Below are 16127 nucleotides of genomic sequence, written 5' to 3' on the forward strand. Positions count from 1 at the left end.
ACCACCGTGCCATGGCCGCTCGCCCTTCAGAGCAAGCGCCGTTCTCTCTCCAAAACTTTTTGCAGAACCTTCAGGACACTATCCCGCCATTTGCCGCCGCATACGGCGCACGCGCCGGCCAGAGCACGCCAGCCCCTTTTGAGGCGATGACGGCTCGGCCCTCATTTTGCGACATTGTGGGGTCTGGTCGCACGTAAGCGGACATCACACTTCGGCGCCCACGACACCCCAGCGATCGGCCTAGGATTCCAACGTGCCCGCCCAACGACTATCAGTCTGCATTGATTGGGTCTGCACCTTGTGGCCGTTGCGAGAGTTCAGCGATCAGATGGTCGGCAACGACCCTAACGGAGGGGAGCTGCCCGCGACGATGCGGCATCAGCAGAGTCGTCGCCACGCCACGCGCTGTCCAGTCCGGTAAGATGCGGACAAGCGCGCCGGACTCGATCAGCGGCGCACAGAAGCTGCCCGCCAGGCAAGCCACGCCGAGCCCGGCCCTCGCGGCTTCCCGCAAGGAGACGGTTTCGTTGGCGATATAGCGCGGAGATGGCGTGACCTCCGCAACGACGCCTTGCCCATCGTGAAGCGTCCAGACCCTCTCCGACGACGATGCCATAATCCCATCGAGCCCGTTCGCTTCCTCGGGTCGAGAAGGCATGCCGTTCTTCCGAATATAGTCGAGCGAGGCGACGAGCCAGGCGGGGTCGTAATCGATGCGACGTTGCACGAGTTCGGTATCCGGCAACGGGGCGAAGTGGTTGCGGATGGCGATGTCGAAACCTTCCTGCACGATGTCCACGAACCTGTCGGAGACGTCGAGCATGATGCGGACCTTCGGATAGCTCGCTGCGAGACGCGGGAGGATCGGCGCTAGACGGAACTGGGCGATCGGCAGCGATGCCGTGATCCGCACCGTTCCGCTCGGTTCCGCAAGGCGACCCTTGATCACATGCTCGGCCGCCTCCGCTTCGATCAGCATGGCGGCGGCATGACGATGAAAATCTCGGCCGATCTCGGTCACGGTGAAGCTGCGCGAGGTCCGCTGGACCAGACGCACGCCAATCGCCTTTTCCAGCTCGGAGAGCCGCTTGCTGAGAGTGGACTTGGGGATGCCCAGGGCACGCCCCGCCGCAGCGAAGCCGCCATGATCAACTACTTGAACGAAAACGAGGAGGTCGTTGAGATTCAGCATCCGGAGCTCTCATCGTTCCTAAATGTGGACGATAGGTCTATAGATAACCCACTACTGCTTCTGCGTCCAATATTGCATCTCTTTGTAGCCGCCGCCGTGGGGCGGGGCTGCAATTCGGAACGTAGAAGGACGCACGTACATGGCCAATATCTCGATCCTCGGCCTCGGGGCCATGGGGCAGGCGCTGACCGCCCGATTTCTTTCGCAGGGCCACACGGTCACGGTCTGGAACCGCACGCCGGGCAAGGCCGCATCACTGGTTGCCAAAGGCGCGCGCGAGGTGAAGTCCGCCGCCGACGCGACCGCCGCAAGTGACGTCACCGTGATGTGCGTGCTGGACTATGCCGCGTCGGATTCGGTGATCGATGATGCGGCATCGGCGCTCTCCGGGCGTTCGCTGGTCAATCTCACCAACGGCACGCCGGCACAGGCGCGCGCCACGGCCGAGCGGATTGCCAAGTTGGGCGCCGTCTATCTCGACGGCGGCATCATGGCGACGCCTCGGATGATCGGCGGCGAACATGCGCTTATCCTCTACAGCGGCTCCAAAGCTGCCTTCGATGCGCACGCCCGGACGCTTGAGGCGCTTGGCGCCGCGAACTATCTCGGCGGGGATGCCGGGCTGGCATCGCTGCACGACCTGGCCCTTCTTAGCGGCATGTATGGCCTTTTCGCCGGCTTCTTCCACGCTACCGCGCTCGTAGATTCCGAAGGCATCGGCGCGGGCGCTTTCCTCAAGCTCCTTGGCCCATGGATGACCGCGATGATGGGCGAGCTGCCGGGATATGCGGAGAAGATCGACAGCGGCAGGCATGGCGTGAATGTGGTGTCGAACCTCGGGATGCAGGCCGCCTCACTGGACAACATCCTCACAGCTACCCGGGAGCAGGGGGTCGCCACCGATCTGCTCAACCCCATGCTGGACCTGTTCCGCAAACGGGTGGGAAGCGGATTCGGAGATGAAGATATTTCAGGTGTTTTCGAGCTGATCCGGCGAAAGAGCGGGAAAGGCGGGTGAAGCCGTCGTGGATGGCGCCATATCCCTCGCCGCTGCCGACATTCTCGGCCTCCGGGGGAGGCGGTGCACCAGCGTCCAAAATGAATCCAGCTTCGGAGTTCGCTGCCCGCCGGCAAGCGGCTCGTCATCCTCTCCTCGCGCGGCGATGCAGGATACACTCCCGGCGTCGGCTGGAATCCGAGTTTTGCACGGAATGATGGCTGGAACACTCGGTCAGGTTCCGCTTGACCCGGACGACTTCCCTGCGTCCTCAATGACGTCGTAGTGGCATACACGCGGATCGAAGGAGAGCAGCTCGGCGACAGCGCCCGGCTCGACGACCGCCTTTTCGACATCTGACCCGGCAAATCTGCCGATGGCCTCCATCGATTGCCACCGGGTCTGCACCTGAAATTCGATTTCGGCATCAACTTTGCGCACGCTCAACTGCGCTCCGAGAAATCCGGCCGTCTGGAGCAGTGCCGGAAGGACACTGGTTCTGAAGTGCTTGGGATAACCGTGCGGATTGGACGCCGCGGCGCGAGCGCGCCATTGACGAATAACCATCTTGCTCTCCTCGATGCGTTGCCGCCAAGCAGCGGCATGTGGACCTCAAATATCTATGCACAACTCTGGCCGCGCTGAGCCAGGCTGGGCAACCACGTCGGCGACGTCAGCCAGCGTATCGTCGTCGACGCGGCGCATAGGCGTCGCGGAACTCGATCGGGCCGGGGGGCGCGCTGCTGAGCAGTTCTGGTTTCGTAGACGCGTCTAAGCATCGGCACAGCCTACATATTGACTTGTATGATGCAACCCATATGGCCCGTCGCAGGCTGTGCCGCCTCGCTTTTGCGCACCTGGTTGGGGAGCCGCGACGGCGGCTCCCCAATTCCTCATACCCCGACGTGCACCGGCGCAGGGGCCGGCGTTCTGTCCCGCGAAAGAAGGAGCAGCGCAAGCGTTGCACCGGTGGCGGCGATGATCACGCAGGCCCAAAAGCCCGCCGCATACCCTGCGGTCAGTGCTGCGGGGTATCCGACGTCCCCGTCATCGAGACGGCGACGGTGGCGGTGATGGCTACCCCCAGAGCAGCGCCAATCTGGAACATCGCGCTGTTTATCCCGGACGCGAGGCCTGCGTCGGCTTCCTTGACCTTCGAGAGAGCTGCAACGGAACCGGCAACGGCAGCCATTCCGATACCAGGCCCGAAGGCAATCAAGCCCGGAAGCAGATGCGCGAGGTAGGTGCCTTCGGGAACGATGAAGGTGAAGAGTGCGCACCCAGCGCCCATCAAGAGCATGGCGATCACGGCAATCGCACGCGCCCCGGCCCGACCGATCCATTTACCCGTCAGTGTTGAGGAGACGATCGACAGGATTGCATAGATCATCGTGCCAAGGCCAACGACAAGCGGCGAGTAGCCCAGGACCTTCTGGGCATAAAGCGACACCAAAAGTGCCATGCCGAATACGAGCGCCCCGGCCAAGAGCATGGTCAGGTTCCCGCCGACAAATGAGCGAGACCGAAAGATGGCAAGGGGAACAAGCGGGTTATTCACCCGCCTTTCGATCAGCACGAATGCGCCGAGCAGTCCCAGCGTTGCACCCAACAGGCCCAGGGTTTGCGGATGGGCCCAGCCAACGCTGGGAACCTCGGTGATCGCCAGTACGAATGCCACGAGCGCCGCGGTAATCGTCACGGCGCCGCCGAGGTCGAAGCCACCGCGGGTGCCGCTAGCACGGCTCTCGCGCAGCGTGAACGGGCTGAGCCCCAGGATCACGGCGCAGATGGGGACATTAATGAAGAACACCCAGCGCCAACCGAGCCAATCGGCAAGCGGTCCACCCACCAGCAGCGCGGCGGTAGCCCCGCCGGCTCCCATCGCGGACCATAGCCCCAGGGCCCGATTCCGTTCATTTCCCTCGAAGGTTGTCATGAGGATCGATAGGGCGCTGGGGGTCAATACGGCAGCGGCAATTCCTTGAACAACCCGGGCACCGATGAGAAATCCTGGATTGCCGGAAAGCCCGCACGCCAGCGAGGCGACAAGGAAAGCAGCTGTGCTCGCCATGAACAGGCGCCGTCGACCCAACAGATCCGATACTCGACCCCCGAGAAGAAGAAGCCCGCCCAGAGCCAGCATGTAGGCGCTCATCACCCACTGCACCGCGGATGGGGTGAAACCGAGTTGTGCCTCGATCGAGGGTAAGGCGAGGAGGACGATCTGTCCGTCAAGGCAAACCATAAAGAAGGCTACGCAAAGTACCGCCAATGCAATCCAGCGTCGTGGATCGGGTGCGGCGGAAAAATTCTTGGATGGGATATCCATGGGAAAGTCCTTTTGCTTGCCTGCGGCGCGATAACGCCACGAGGGAGGCGCAAGGTGATTGACTTACCGCCGTTTTGGCAAGTACCTACTATTTTGTAGGTACCTTATCGGAGCGATGTGATGGCAACGAACTTACCTGAAGCCTGCGGCCTGGGGCCGGCATTCCTTGTGATCAGCGGCAAGTGGAAAGGCACGATCCTCTGGCTTTGCCGGAAGCAGCCGCGGCGGTTTGGCGAGTTGCGTCGCCTCATTCCCGACATGAGCGAGAAGATGCTCATCCAGCATTTGCGAGAGATGGTGGCGGACGGACTCCTTGACCGACACGATTTTGGGGAGGTTCCGCCTCGCGTCGCATACTCGTTGACTGACCTGGGTCTGGAGCTGGACGACGCTCTTGCTCCGCTTGCGCACTGGGGTCTCAAGCATTCGGATCGACTGACACGGGATCGACCAATGTCGCTGGTCAAGGCGTAGCGCCTTAGGTGCGGCGGTGTGCTGTGCGCGAGTATCGTTCCGACCTTGTTTGGGCCGACCCTCGAACAGCCGATCTTCGCCGAAAATGAGAGCAACTGCTCGGCCATTGCGGAGTTGATGTGGGGTGCGGCCGTCGGCCAAGACGACTTCGTGCTCCTCAAGGTCGATCTGGGCGTCGGCGGGCCATTGTCCAGCACGGCCGGCTGGTGAGCGGCATCGCCGGCGGCGCCGGCGAATTCGGGCACATCAGCATCGATCCCGGCGGTGACCTTTGCCGGTGCGGCAATCGCGGATGCCTGGAGCTCTATGCCAGCTTTGCCCGGCCGCTCGAGCAGATTTCGCGCATCGTGCGGCGGCCGGTCACGATGGACGACGTGATCATGATGGCCGAGCAGGGCGACGTAAGGGCGCTGCGGATGATCGAGGGACACCGCCGAGTTCGCCGTGGGCTCGGCTTGATCGGTTCGGTGCTCAATCCGCCGCTCACTATCATCGGCGGCCGCATGGCCTTGGCGGGCGACATTCTCCTGGCGCCACTGATCGCGTCATATGAGCGCCACACGCTCATCAAGTCCCGCGATGTGGCGCCCGCGCTGCGCACGCGGATAATCGTTGGCAAGCACACGGAGAACGATGCATTGCTCGGCGCGGTCGGCCTCGTGCTGCGCCACAACAGCCGACTGCGATGATCCGGCTTCGCATCGATCGGTGCTTTGAGACTCGTTGTTTCACATCGGTGCGCACCCGCAACACGGCCAAGTCCCTCCGGCCGTTGGACTGGTTCACTCTGGCGCGTTAGAGCGTGGCTGATGATGAGCGTGCCGAGAGGTGTTATAAGGGTCGCGTGCGTTTATGGTGTTAACGGGCAAGCTTGGGAGCGGTTGTCAATGCCATATTGCTGCAGCAGGCCAAGCCCCACCCCTCGCCCGGCCGAGAAAACTGCAAGATGAAGCAGAGCGGAGTTGTCTTGCCGCACGGTGGTGGGCGGGTGGTGCCGGCTCTCGGGATCGACGTCCATGTGTGGCGGGTCGCCCTCGATGCTCCCCTTTCGCAGTCGGACCTGGCCGTGCTCAATCCAGCTGAATTGACCAGGGGCGGCCGGTTTGTTTTCGAGCAGGATCAGCGGCGCCATCTGGCAGCTCATGCCGGCTTACGCGGGGTGCTGTCCATTTACACCGGTCGGGCGCCGGGAGAGCTCGATCTGCGGCAGACCCCGCAGGGAAAGCCGTTCCTTGCTGACGGGCGCCTCTCCTTCAATCTTTCGCATTCGGGGGAGCTTGCCCTTGTGGCCGTGGCTGCCGCCGGGCAAGTCGGCGTGGATGTCGAACGCGTCGCCTCGAGGAGCGGGGAGATGTCCATTGCCCGTTCTCTGTTCGCGCCTGGCGAGATCGCACAACTTGAGTCGCTGGCGCCAGAGGCCCGCCGCCTCATGTTCTGCCGGCTTTGGACTTGTCGCGAAGCCGCGCTCAAGGCTGTCGGCGTCGGCCTCTCCGGAGAGGGACTCGAGATAGGGATGGACGGGAGCGGCGAAGCCTATATCCTCTCGCCGCCGCTGGAATTGGTTGAACCCCTCAGGCTCATTGAGTTCCGCCCAAGCGGGCACCACGTGGCCGCTGTCGCCTGGAGTGCACGCGGTCCTCAGGCCGTCGCACGCCGCTTCGATTTCGACTTGGGATTGCCTTGACGCTCCGGAACCGGATCTCGGTGACCCCTGTTATTGGCGACGAGGATCGAGCGGACGGGTCCTCTTCAAAAGCAATCAGATCGGCTTAATAACTAGTCAAATTAGCCTAAAAAGTAGTCAGATCGGCTTAAATGACACATTTTGCGACAAAAATGCTAGGCTGGTGAATTTTGCTCTTGGACCTTCCGTTGGGACATGCACTTAAATACGCCGTGACTTAAATGCGCCGGGGGTTGGGCAATCCACGGTGTATACTAGGCGGGGGTCTGGGCATGAACATTCATCGTGGGGGCGATGCCCCTCAGCAGGTCATTGAGTCAACACAGCCAATCGCAGTTATCGGGATTGGCTGTCGGTTCCCCGGAGGGATCCAGGACGCGGACTCGTATTGGAACTTTCTCCTGGAGAAGAACTGCGGCATCGTCGATATCCCGGCAGATCGCTGGAATGTCGATGCTTTCTATGATCCGGAGCCCGATGCCCGGGGAAAGATGCGGACGCGCTGGGGTGGTTTTCTTGCCAGCGACGTTTTCGGCTTCGACCCGAGTTTCTTCGACATGTCGCCCCGCGAGGTGACAACGATGGACCCGCAGCAGCGCCTGGCGTTGCAAGTGGCCTTCGAGGCCGTGCAGGATTCCGATCTCACATTGGCCGATCTGCGCCGTGGACGCACCGGCGTGTTCATCGGCATCTCGACCAACGATTTCGCGCAGAACCTGCGCCGCGGACGTGTTGGCGGCGGCGACATCTTTGCCGGCACCGGTTCGGCGTTCTCGATCGCGGCCAACCGAATATCCCACCGTTTCGATCTGAAGGGGCCGAGTATCGCCGTCGACACGGCGTGCTCGTCGGCGCTCGTTGCCATCGACCAGGCAGTGCGCCACCTGAGCACCGGCACCTGTGAAACGGCGCTCGCCGGCGGCGTCAACTGCATGCTCGATCCAGGGCCGTTCATCGCATTCTCCAGCGCCAACATGCTCTCGCCGACCGGCGGTATCTACACCTTCGACGAAAGGGCGGACGGGTTCGTGCGCGGCGAAGGCTGCGGGTTCGTGTTGCTGAAGCTTCTCGACCGGGCAATTGCCGACGGCGACCGGATCTATGGCGTGATCCGTCATTCGATGGTCAATCAGGACGGGTATACGCCGACCCTGACGTCTCCGAGCGGGGAAGCACAGCAAGCGATGCTGGAGGCGCTGGTGGAAGGCGCCTCCATCGATCCGGCCGATGTCGACTATGTCGAGGCCCATGGAACCGGCACGCCGGTCGGCGATCCAATCGAGGCGGCTGCTATCGGCCGCGTATTCGGTGTGAATTCACGCCCAAAACCGGCCTATGTCGGATCGTTCAAGCCCAATCTCGGCCACCTCGAATCGGCGTCCGGCATTGCGGGTTTCATCAAGACGGTGCTGACGGCGGGAAAGGGCATCGTGCTGCCGAACCGGAATTTCGAGCGCCCGAATCCGAGCATTCCGTTCGACGCGCTCAACATCGCTGTGGCAACGAAGCCGACGCCGATCGACCACCACGGCCGGCCGATCCTGGCCGTCGTCAACTCCTTCGGCTTTGGCGGTACCAATGCCTCCATCGCCGTGGAAGGATGGCGGGGGTTGTCCGCCAACGCCAACCGTGCGCCAAGGCCGGTGATAGCCGGCCATCCGATAGCCGTCCCGATCTCGGCCGGCAGCACGGCGGGACTGGAACTGTGGGCCGGCCGTCTAGCCGATGCGCTGGAGCAGGGAGGCTCCCTTGCGGAGACGCCGGTCGAAGACATCACCGCCCATTTGAGCAGCGCGCGCGATAACTTCGCCCAACGGGCTGCGCTCATCGTCGAGCCGGAGCGCGCCGCGCTCCAGACCCAACTGCGCGCATTGGCTAAGGGAGCCATCGAGCAAAGCGCGGAAGGGCCAACCATCATCACCGGCAGGGCATCCAACCGTCGGCTCGCCATCGCCTTCTCGGGCCAGGGCGGCCAGTGGTGGGCCATGGCGCGCCGCCTGTTGAAGGAAGACCGTGCGTTTCGCCGAACCGCCGAGATGTTCGACGAAGTGCTGCGTCCGATGGTCGGCTGGTCGACCGTCGAGGAGATGCTGCGGGACGAGAAAAAGACCCGCATCAACGATGCCGACGTCACCCAGGCATCCATCTTCACTACGCAGATATCCCTCTACGAACGCTGGATAAAGGCCGGCGTACGGCCTGAGCTTCTGATCGGCCACAGCTTCGGCGAGGTCGCGGCCACTTACGTTTCAGGTATCATCGATATCGAGACGGCGGCTCGCATCATCGCCAAACGCGGCCTCATACCGCTGAAGAGCGAGCGGCGCGGTGCAATGGCCACGATAGGGCTGACGGTTCAGCAACTCGAACCTTTGCTCCCCGGTGACGAAAGCGTCGTCATTGCCGCCTACAACGGCCCGATCGCGCAAACGATTTCCGGCATGGAGGACGCGGTGCTTGGCGTACTGGCCAAGGTCGCGGAAGCCTATCCCGATGCGACGGCCCGCCGGATGACCATGGATTTCGGATGGCACAGCGCGCATCTGGAAGACTGCAAGGAATGGTTCCTCGGCGAACTGGGTCCGGTCGGCTGGAAAGAAGGCCGTCTGCCGATCATCTCGACCGTCACCGGCATATTCGAGACGAAATTCGACGCCGACTACTGGTGGGCCAATTTGCGCCAACCCGTCAGCTTTACCAAGGCATTGGATTTCACCCTCGATTTCGGCATTAATACTTTCCTGGAAATCGGTCCGCACCGCACGCTAACGCCGCTCATCCGAGGCATCTCGCAGGAGCGCGGCGCAGACGCCGCCGCGGTGAACTCGCTCGATCGCAAAACTGACGATTTCTGGACGCTGGCGCGGGCCGAGGGCAGCCTGCATGTTGCCGGCGTCGAATTCGACCGGCCGAAATCCTCGAGTGGCCACGTGGCCGTTCCCAAGTTACCCTGGAACAACCAGCGCCTGCTGAATACATCCGAGGAAACCAAGAGCTTCCTTTTCGAGTCACCCCGCCACGCACTGCTTGGATGGCGCGACTTCACCGCGGGGCCGTCCTGGACGAACGAAATCACGCTTAGAGGCTTCAAATTCCTGGCTGACCATCGCGTCAGCGGCGATTGCCTGTTCCCGGCCGTCGGTTACATCGAAATCATGGGGGCCGCGCTGCGCGACCATTTCGGATCTGACTCCGTGGAGCTACGTGATTTCAAACTGTACGAAGCGCTTTCCATCGCAGAGGACGACGTCATATTGTTTACGACGACGTTCGATCCGGTCGGTAGCAGGCTGCGCATCTCCACGCTCCATCGGGGTTCGGACGACGGCTGGAGGACTCGTGCCGAAGCTTATGGCTTCAGCCACAAATATGAACTTGCACCAGCTCCCGCCGACCTCCTGCTGGATCGCCCGAACCTTGTCGAAAAGACGGAATTCTACCGTCTCGCCGAACGGCACGGGCTTGAATACGGTCCCTATTTCCAGTCGGTGAACGCACTCGACATTGTCGGCGACCGCCTAGTTGCCAGGCTGTCGAGCAAGGACCCCAACTTGTCGAAGCAGTATTTCGCCTTCCCCGGATTGCTCGACGCGGTGCTCCAGGCCGGCATCGGCCTGGCTTCGCATCGAGACGGCGTGTGGGTTCCAGGTGAATCGCTGCCGCCGGCTAATGAAGACAAGGCCCAGTATCAGTTGCGCCTGCCAACCGGCGCGCGCAAGATCCTGCTGGGCGCTCCGATGACGCCCGAGGTGATCGTCGACATCCAGCCGGGTCTCGACCCGTACTCAATGCGGTTCAGCGTATTCTCGCCGGAAGGGCAGCCGCTCATCGTTCTCGACAACCTTCAGACAAAGGCGCTGGGCAAGGTCAGGGGCAGCAGGGCCAAGCAGGGTGCCGGCTCGGGCTCCAGTGTTTTTGAGGAGCATTTCGAGAAGCAGGAAGCCAAACCCGCAGCGCCTTCATTGCGTTGCGCCCACTGGTTGGTGGTGGGTGATGGAACGCAGCGCCTCGAAACGACATTGGCTGAGTTGGTTAGCCGTGGAGCGACGGTCGAGGTCGCAAACCCGGCGCCGTTCCTGAACCTCGATGCGGATGAAGCGCTCGCCACGATCCGGGCATTCATGACCCAATCGGGTGGGAAAGGCGGCATCCTGTTCAGCGCCGCCGCCCCCGAAAAACTCGACGACAAAGCAGGCGGGGACGAGCTTCTCGCCAGGATCACGCCTATCGTCCACCAATTAATCACGCTTGGAAAAGTCATCGACCGGCTGCACAGTTCGTCCGAACCGCGGCCCGAACTGGTTGTCGTCACGTCCGGCAGCCGGCTTGTGCAAGGTGACCAGCCGATGAGCCTTTCAGGCCTGAGTGAGAGCGCCTTAATCGGCATTGCTCGCACAATGGCAAACGAGTTCAAAGGTTTGGGCATCCGTCTTATCGATGCGGATCCCACATCGCTGCACTCGGGGGTGAGCATTTCAGGTGCCGTGCTGGAGGAAACCGCAGAGACGGAATTCGTCCTGCGCGGCGCCGAACGCTACGTCCCGCGGTTGGAGCAGCTGGCTTTGCACGAAGTGGCGCCGTTGCGGCGGACGCTGGAGACGGCGCGGGATTCTTCCAACTTCGCCGTCACCATGACGGGGCCTGGTACCATCGACAACATCGTACTGCGCGAAATCGCTGATCCCGAATTGGCTTCGGACGAGGTCATGGTCGAGGTCGCCGCGGTCGGACTGAACTTCCGCGACATTATGGCGGCCACCAGCATCTTGCCGGACGAGTTGGAGAGTGACGAGGCATATTGGCGCAATCTCGGGCTGGAGTTCGCCGGCACCGTCCGCAGGGTCGGCGAACGGGTGACCAACCTCAAGCCCGGCGATCGCATCATGGGTATGGGCAAGGGCTATCTCAGGCGCTTCGCCAAGCTCCGGGCGGATCTCGCCATGCGCGTACCCGACGGCATCGATCTGATCGAGGCCGCGACCCTCCCGACAGCGTTCCTTACCGCTCACTACGCACTCAAACATATCGGCCGATTGGCACAGGACGAAATCGCGCTGATCCATCTGGCTTCGGGTGGTGTCGGCCTCGCCGCCATCCAGGTCGCGCATGATGTGGGGGCTCGAGTCTTCGGCACTGCAGGTAGCGACACAAAACGCGCCTTCCTGAAGAAATGGGGCGTGGACGGGGTCATGAATTCGCGCGCTCTCGATTTCGCCGACGAGGTGCGGTCCCTGACGCGTGGCCGCGGCGTGGACGTGGTGCTGAACGCGCTGTCTGGCAACGGCATCGACAAGAGCCTGGAGTGCCTGGCGCCCTTCGGCCGGATGGTCGAAATCGGCAAGCGCGATCTCGCCGACGACAAGCCGATCGGGCTTCGCTCGCTTTATCGCAACAACGCCTATTCGGTCATCGACCTCTCGGCGCTCCCCGTGGAGAGGGAGAGCCTCTTCAGGCAATTGCTGGCGGAGGTCGAGGCAAAGGTTGCCGCCGGCGTCTACAAGCCGCTGGAGGCAACTCGCTTCCCGGCATCGCGCACGGCGGAAGCCATGCGCATGCTTTCGCGAGCGCTGCACATCGGCAAGGTGATCGTCACTTTCGACGAACCTTCCGTGGACATCGAACTTGACCTCGGCGCACAGTTCGCCGTCTCCGCTCGGGCCTCCTACCTCGTCACGGGTGGGCTCAAAGGCTTTGGCGTTGCGATCGCCGATTGGCTCAGTCAGAAAGGCGCGGGGACTATCATCCTTGCCAATCGAAGCGGTGTTCCAGATGCCGAAGCGGCTGTGGCTATCGAGATCATGGAGCAACGCGGCACGCGCATCGTTCGCGCGGCGCTGGACGTGACCGATGCTACCGCCGTTGCCAGGCTGATCGGCGAATATGCTGGGGGTGACGCTCCTCTGCGCGGCATCGTGCATGGCGCCGCGGTGATCGAGGACGCTTTCGTCTCGCAGCTCGATGCAGGCAAGATCGACCGCGTGCTGAGGCCGAAGATAGCCGGAGGGTGGAACTTGCATGTCGCCGTCGTCGAACACGATATCCCACTGGATTTCTTCGTCAATTTCTCTTCGATCGCGCAGGTTATCGGTTCGTCTGGGCAGGCCAACTACACAGCGGCCAACTCTGTTTTGAACGCAATCGCTACGTACCGCAGGGGTCGCAACCTGGCCGGCTCGTCGACCGCTTGGGGCATGATCGCCGGCAGTGGATTCGTTGCCAGGTCGGAAGCAATGACCAACTATCTCGATAGTGTCGGCATCAAGCCGGTTCAGGATTCTGAAGCGGCGGCGGCCCTGTCCTATCTCGTGCGCGCCAGATCGGAGAATCTCGGCTTTGCCAATATCGACTGGGCTGCGATCGCGCGCACGAACCCTGGCGCAGCGACGAATCCGAGGATTTCGCCGCTGCTTGGAGACAGAACCGGAGGGCGCTCTCGCATTCAGGCCGAGCTTGCAGCCGCGCCACGCGAGGCGTGGGACGACCTGCTCGCCGACATGATCCGGCGCGAAGTGGCGAAAGTCCTCAAGGTCGAGGCAAGCGCCTTGGCGGATGACCGCAAGCTCAGTGAGCTAGGTCTCGACTCCCTCTCATCATTCGAGCTGAAAAACCGCGTCGAGGCTCAGGTCGAAGTCGACATCCCTGTCGCCAAGTTCCTGCAAGCGCCGACGATCGCGGGACTGTCGCGCCTCGTCGCTTCCGCTTTCGAGGCGAAGCTGAAGGCGTCCGCCTTGCAGGTCCTGGCCGCACAATCGAGTTCCGATGGCGTTACAGCGCAGGAAGCCTTCCGGCCTCTGGGCCGCCAGGTCGATGCGATGATGCTGGATGGACGGCCGATGTCGTCGGCCGTCGCAAAGGCCGACAATCAGATCCTGGTCGAGACGAGTATTGAGCCCGGCGTGTCGCTGGCTGCGCTTGCGACAAGATTGGCGCGACTGGTCGAGAGACACGATGCGCTCCGGATGACGGGTGCGATATCGGCGTCCGGCGCCGTAGAGATCGGCTTCGAGGCTCAACCTGTTGTTGAAGTGCTTTCGCCGGGCGGTCGTTTGGGCGATGTGGCACTGCCTGGTCCGCTATGGCGGATCGGCGCGTGGCAGCGGCAGGATGGCGGTCACGACCTGCAAATCCGGGCTCATCGCGCGGCTGCCGACATGTTGTCGGTTCACCTTTTGCTCGCGCAGCTTGTGCAAGACGAAGCGGAAGCGGTCGAAGCAGCGCCTAGTTTTGCCGACTATGCGCGCGCAGTTCATCCAGTGCCCGGATCGAGCGAGTATCGTCGCGATTTCGCCTACTGGAAGGAGATCCTTCACCACGCGTCTGCGATCACACCGATCCCCGGCCGCAGTCGTGCCTCGTCTCCCGCCGGTATGGGAACGAACAGGGGCCGTGTCGGGTTGCTGGAAATTACGCTTCCCGCAGCAGCATTCGCGTCGAGATCGGAGTTGCCGGCCGCGCGCTTTCTGACCGCCTATGCCAAGGCCTTGGCAAACCGCCTCTCGCTCCAATCAATCGTCGTCGACCGCTGGTATAGCGAGCGCGGGGAGGGAGCACCAAGCGGATTGATAGGCCCCTTGGATGGGTCCTATCCGATTGTCCTGCGAGCCATGAATGAACTCGGTTACGATCTGCTGAGGAAGGTCGAGCGTGCCGACGCAAACGGCCACGCGCATCGGTCAATGGATACGTCGTCCCTGGAACTGGCGCTCGAAGAGGATCTGCGCATCCGCCATGTTTCGCTGCGCCAATTCGGCTTCGCTTTTCTCGACGGCAGCCAAGTTACGGCGCTCGCCGCCTTGGACCATCCTCTCGATGCGATCCCCGCATCCGCGCACGAGATTCAATTGTCCGCAGCGGCAAGCGACGCCGGTGTTGTCTGCCGGCTGAGCGTGGATCTCGACGTCGTCGAAGAAGCAACAGCGCGGTTGCTACTCGATCAGTTTCTGGACGAGCTTTCCTCCGAGTTCGAAACGTCAGGCCGCCTGCTGCCCACCGCAACGGGCTGGAGGCTGCGCGAGTGGTCTGGTCAGCCGAGTGGAAGCCAGGACGTCGAGCGCTCGCCGCTCGACGGCGTGCCCAACGTCGAAAGAGAGATTGCTGTGACCAGCACACAACTGGGGTTACTGCGTTTCCAGGAACATCCAGACGCGACTTCGCATGCGCGTGCCGCATTCATTGTAAGCAAGGAGTTCAAGATCCGGCCGCAGATGGACGCCGATCGTCTCAGACGAGCGATCGAAACGGTCATGGCGCGCCACGAGGTGATGCGTACCCGGTTCTTCCGCAAGGGGGCTAGATACGGCGCGTATCTGGAAAGGACGCCGACCGATTTCTTCAGGGTCGAGCAAGTCGCCGACGAGGCCGAAGCGATGGAGCGCGCAACCGAACTCGCGCAGGAAGGCATAGATATCGAGGCGCCGATGTTCCGTGTCACGATCATCCGGTTCGGCTCCGAGAGCGACCTTATCGTCGCCAAGGCACATCATCTCGTCGTTGACGGCTATTCCCTCGGCCTCATCGTCGAGGAGACAGTCAAGGCTTATCTCGGGCTGCCTCTTGATCCGGTGGAAATGAGTATCGACCGGTTCATCCGGGATTTCGACCATGTCGGAAAACCCGGTTCGTTCGAGCGGCGCGACGCATTCCTGCGCAAGGTATTCGTCGAGCCCTTGCCGCAGGTTCCCAATCTCGGGCGCAAGGCGAAAGGCTGGCGGACGAATGTCAATCTGATCGATTGCAGCCTCAGCGAGGACGTGACGCTCTCGATAGCCAGCGACCAGCAGGATGCGCTGCGCAAGCGTGCCAGGGCAGCCGGCACGACGGAAACGGCCATGATCATCGCGGCCTTTGCGCAGACCATCGGGGCGCGCGGCGGCGTGGACGACATGGTGATGCAGGTTCCAGCAGCCTTGCGCCACGACCGGCGGCTGGAGAACTATGTCAATTTCGTCGCCTCGGACGTGCCCGTGCGCGTGCGGCTGTCGCGGTTCGAGACGATCGAAGCGTTGGCCGGTTCGCTCGGAGAAGGGATCGAAGAGGCTATCCATTTCGCGCCCTTCATGGATTCGAACTACTTCGGAGACGTGCATGACGATGTCGTGGCCAAGGGGTCCTATACCTCCCTCTTCGTCGCCGGCACCCAAACAGTCGACAGATGGACACGCGCCACGCAGTCGGCCCCGCTTCAAAGGGCCCATGCCAGTGGCGAGCTTGATCTCGGCATGTTCAAAGTGACGCCCCTGCCTGACATGCGACGAGAAAAACCACGTACCAGCGAGATGGATCTGCGTACCTTTCCGACCGCGAACGGTCTCGGTCTGACCTTGATATTCGACCAATTAGGCTATGACCATGCGGAAGCAGAAGATATCCTAAGGGAAGTCATCGAACGGCTGTTGGCCGGGCAACCGGCGGTCGACGCCGCCGAGCAGGCGGCGATATAGCGATGCGTCGA

Annotated in this window: 7 protein-coding genes and 1 pseudogene; 5 read left to right on the plus strand and 3 right to left on the minus strand. The window is 62.3% G+C overall.

Translation table 11 applies throughout. The annotated features are described in order from the left end of the window. Positions 1–271 precede the first annotated feature (271 nt). Positions 272–1192 carry a LysR substrate-binding domain-containing protein gene (locus tag NKH43_RS15045; protein ID WP_352858846.1) on the minus strand — a complete coding sequence of 307 codons (921 nt, stop codon included), beginning with the start codon at positions 1190–1192 and terminating at the stop codon, positions 272–274. Between the two features lie 139 nt (positions 1193–1331). Between NKH43_RS15045 and NKH43_RS15050 the strand changes: the two genes are divergently transcribed. Continuing rightward, positions 1332–2210 carry an NAD(P)-dependent oxidoreductase gene (locus tag NKH43_RS15050; protein ID WP_352858847.1) on the plus strand — a complete coding sequence of 293 codons (879 nt, stop codon included), beginning with the start codon at positions 1332–1334 and terminating at the stop codon, positions 2208–2210. Positions 2211–2423: 213 nt separating this feature from the next. Here the strand turns inward: NKH43_RS15050 and NKH43_RS15055 are convergent, their stop codons facing one another. Both NKH43_RS15055 and NKH43_RS15060 read right to left on the minus strand, forming a co-directional pair. Further along, entirely contained in the window at positions 2424–2756 is a 333-nt protein-coding gene (locus tag NKH43_RS15055) for an antibiotic biosynthesis monooxygenase family protein (protein WP_352858848.1), read from the minus strand. Positions 2757–3207: 451 nt separating this feature from the next. Beyond that, positions 3208–4518, minus strand: a complete 1311-nt coding sequence (locus NKH43_RS15060; protein WP_352858850.1) for an MFS transporter — start codon at positions 4516–4518, stop codon at positions 3208–3210. A gap of 120 nt (positions 4519–4638) precedes the next feature. Here NKH43_RS15060 and NKH43_RS15065 point away from each other — a divergent pair, with 120 nt between their 5' ends. From NKH43_RS15065 to NKH43_RS15080, 4 genes and pseudogenes are all read left to right on the plus strand, one after another. Next, positions 4639–4992: a winged helix-turn-helix transcriptional regulator gene (locus tag NKH43_RS15065; protein WP_023720297.1), complete on the plus strand. Its 354-nt coding sequence runs from the start codon at positions 4639–4641 to the stop codon at positions 4990–4992. 117 nt (positions 4993–5109) lie between these two features. After that, positions 5110–5681: pseudogene (locus NKH43_RS15070) on the plus strand (ROK family protein). A gap of 257 nt (positions 5682–5938) precedes the next feature. Then, positions 5939–6676, plus strand: a complete 738-nt coding sequence (locus tag NKH43_RS15075) for a 4'-phosphopantetheinyl transferase family protein (RefSeq protein WP_352642734.1) — start codon at positions 5939–5941, stop codon at positions 6674–6676. A 272-nt stretch (positions 6677–6948) separates the two neighbouring features. After that, complete coding sequence (locus NKH43_RS15080; protein WP_352858852.1) at positions 6949–16116, plus strand: SDR family NAD(P)-dependent oxidoreductase; 9168 nt, start codon at positions 6949–6951, stop codon at positions 16114–16116. Positions 16117–16127 lie beyond the last annotated feature (11 nt).

Source organism: Mesorhizobium sp. M1163, assembly GCF_040318415.1.
In the GTDB taxonomy this organism is placed as follows: Bacteria; Pseudomonadota; Alphaproteobacteria; order Rhizobiales; family Rhizobiaceae; genus Mesorhizobium.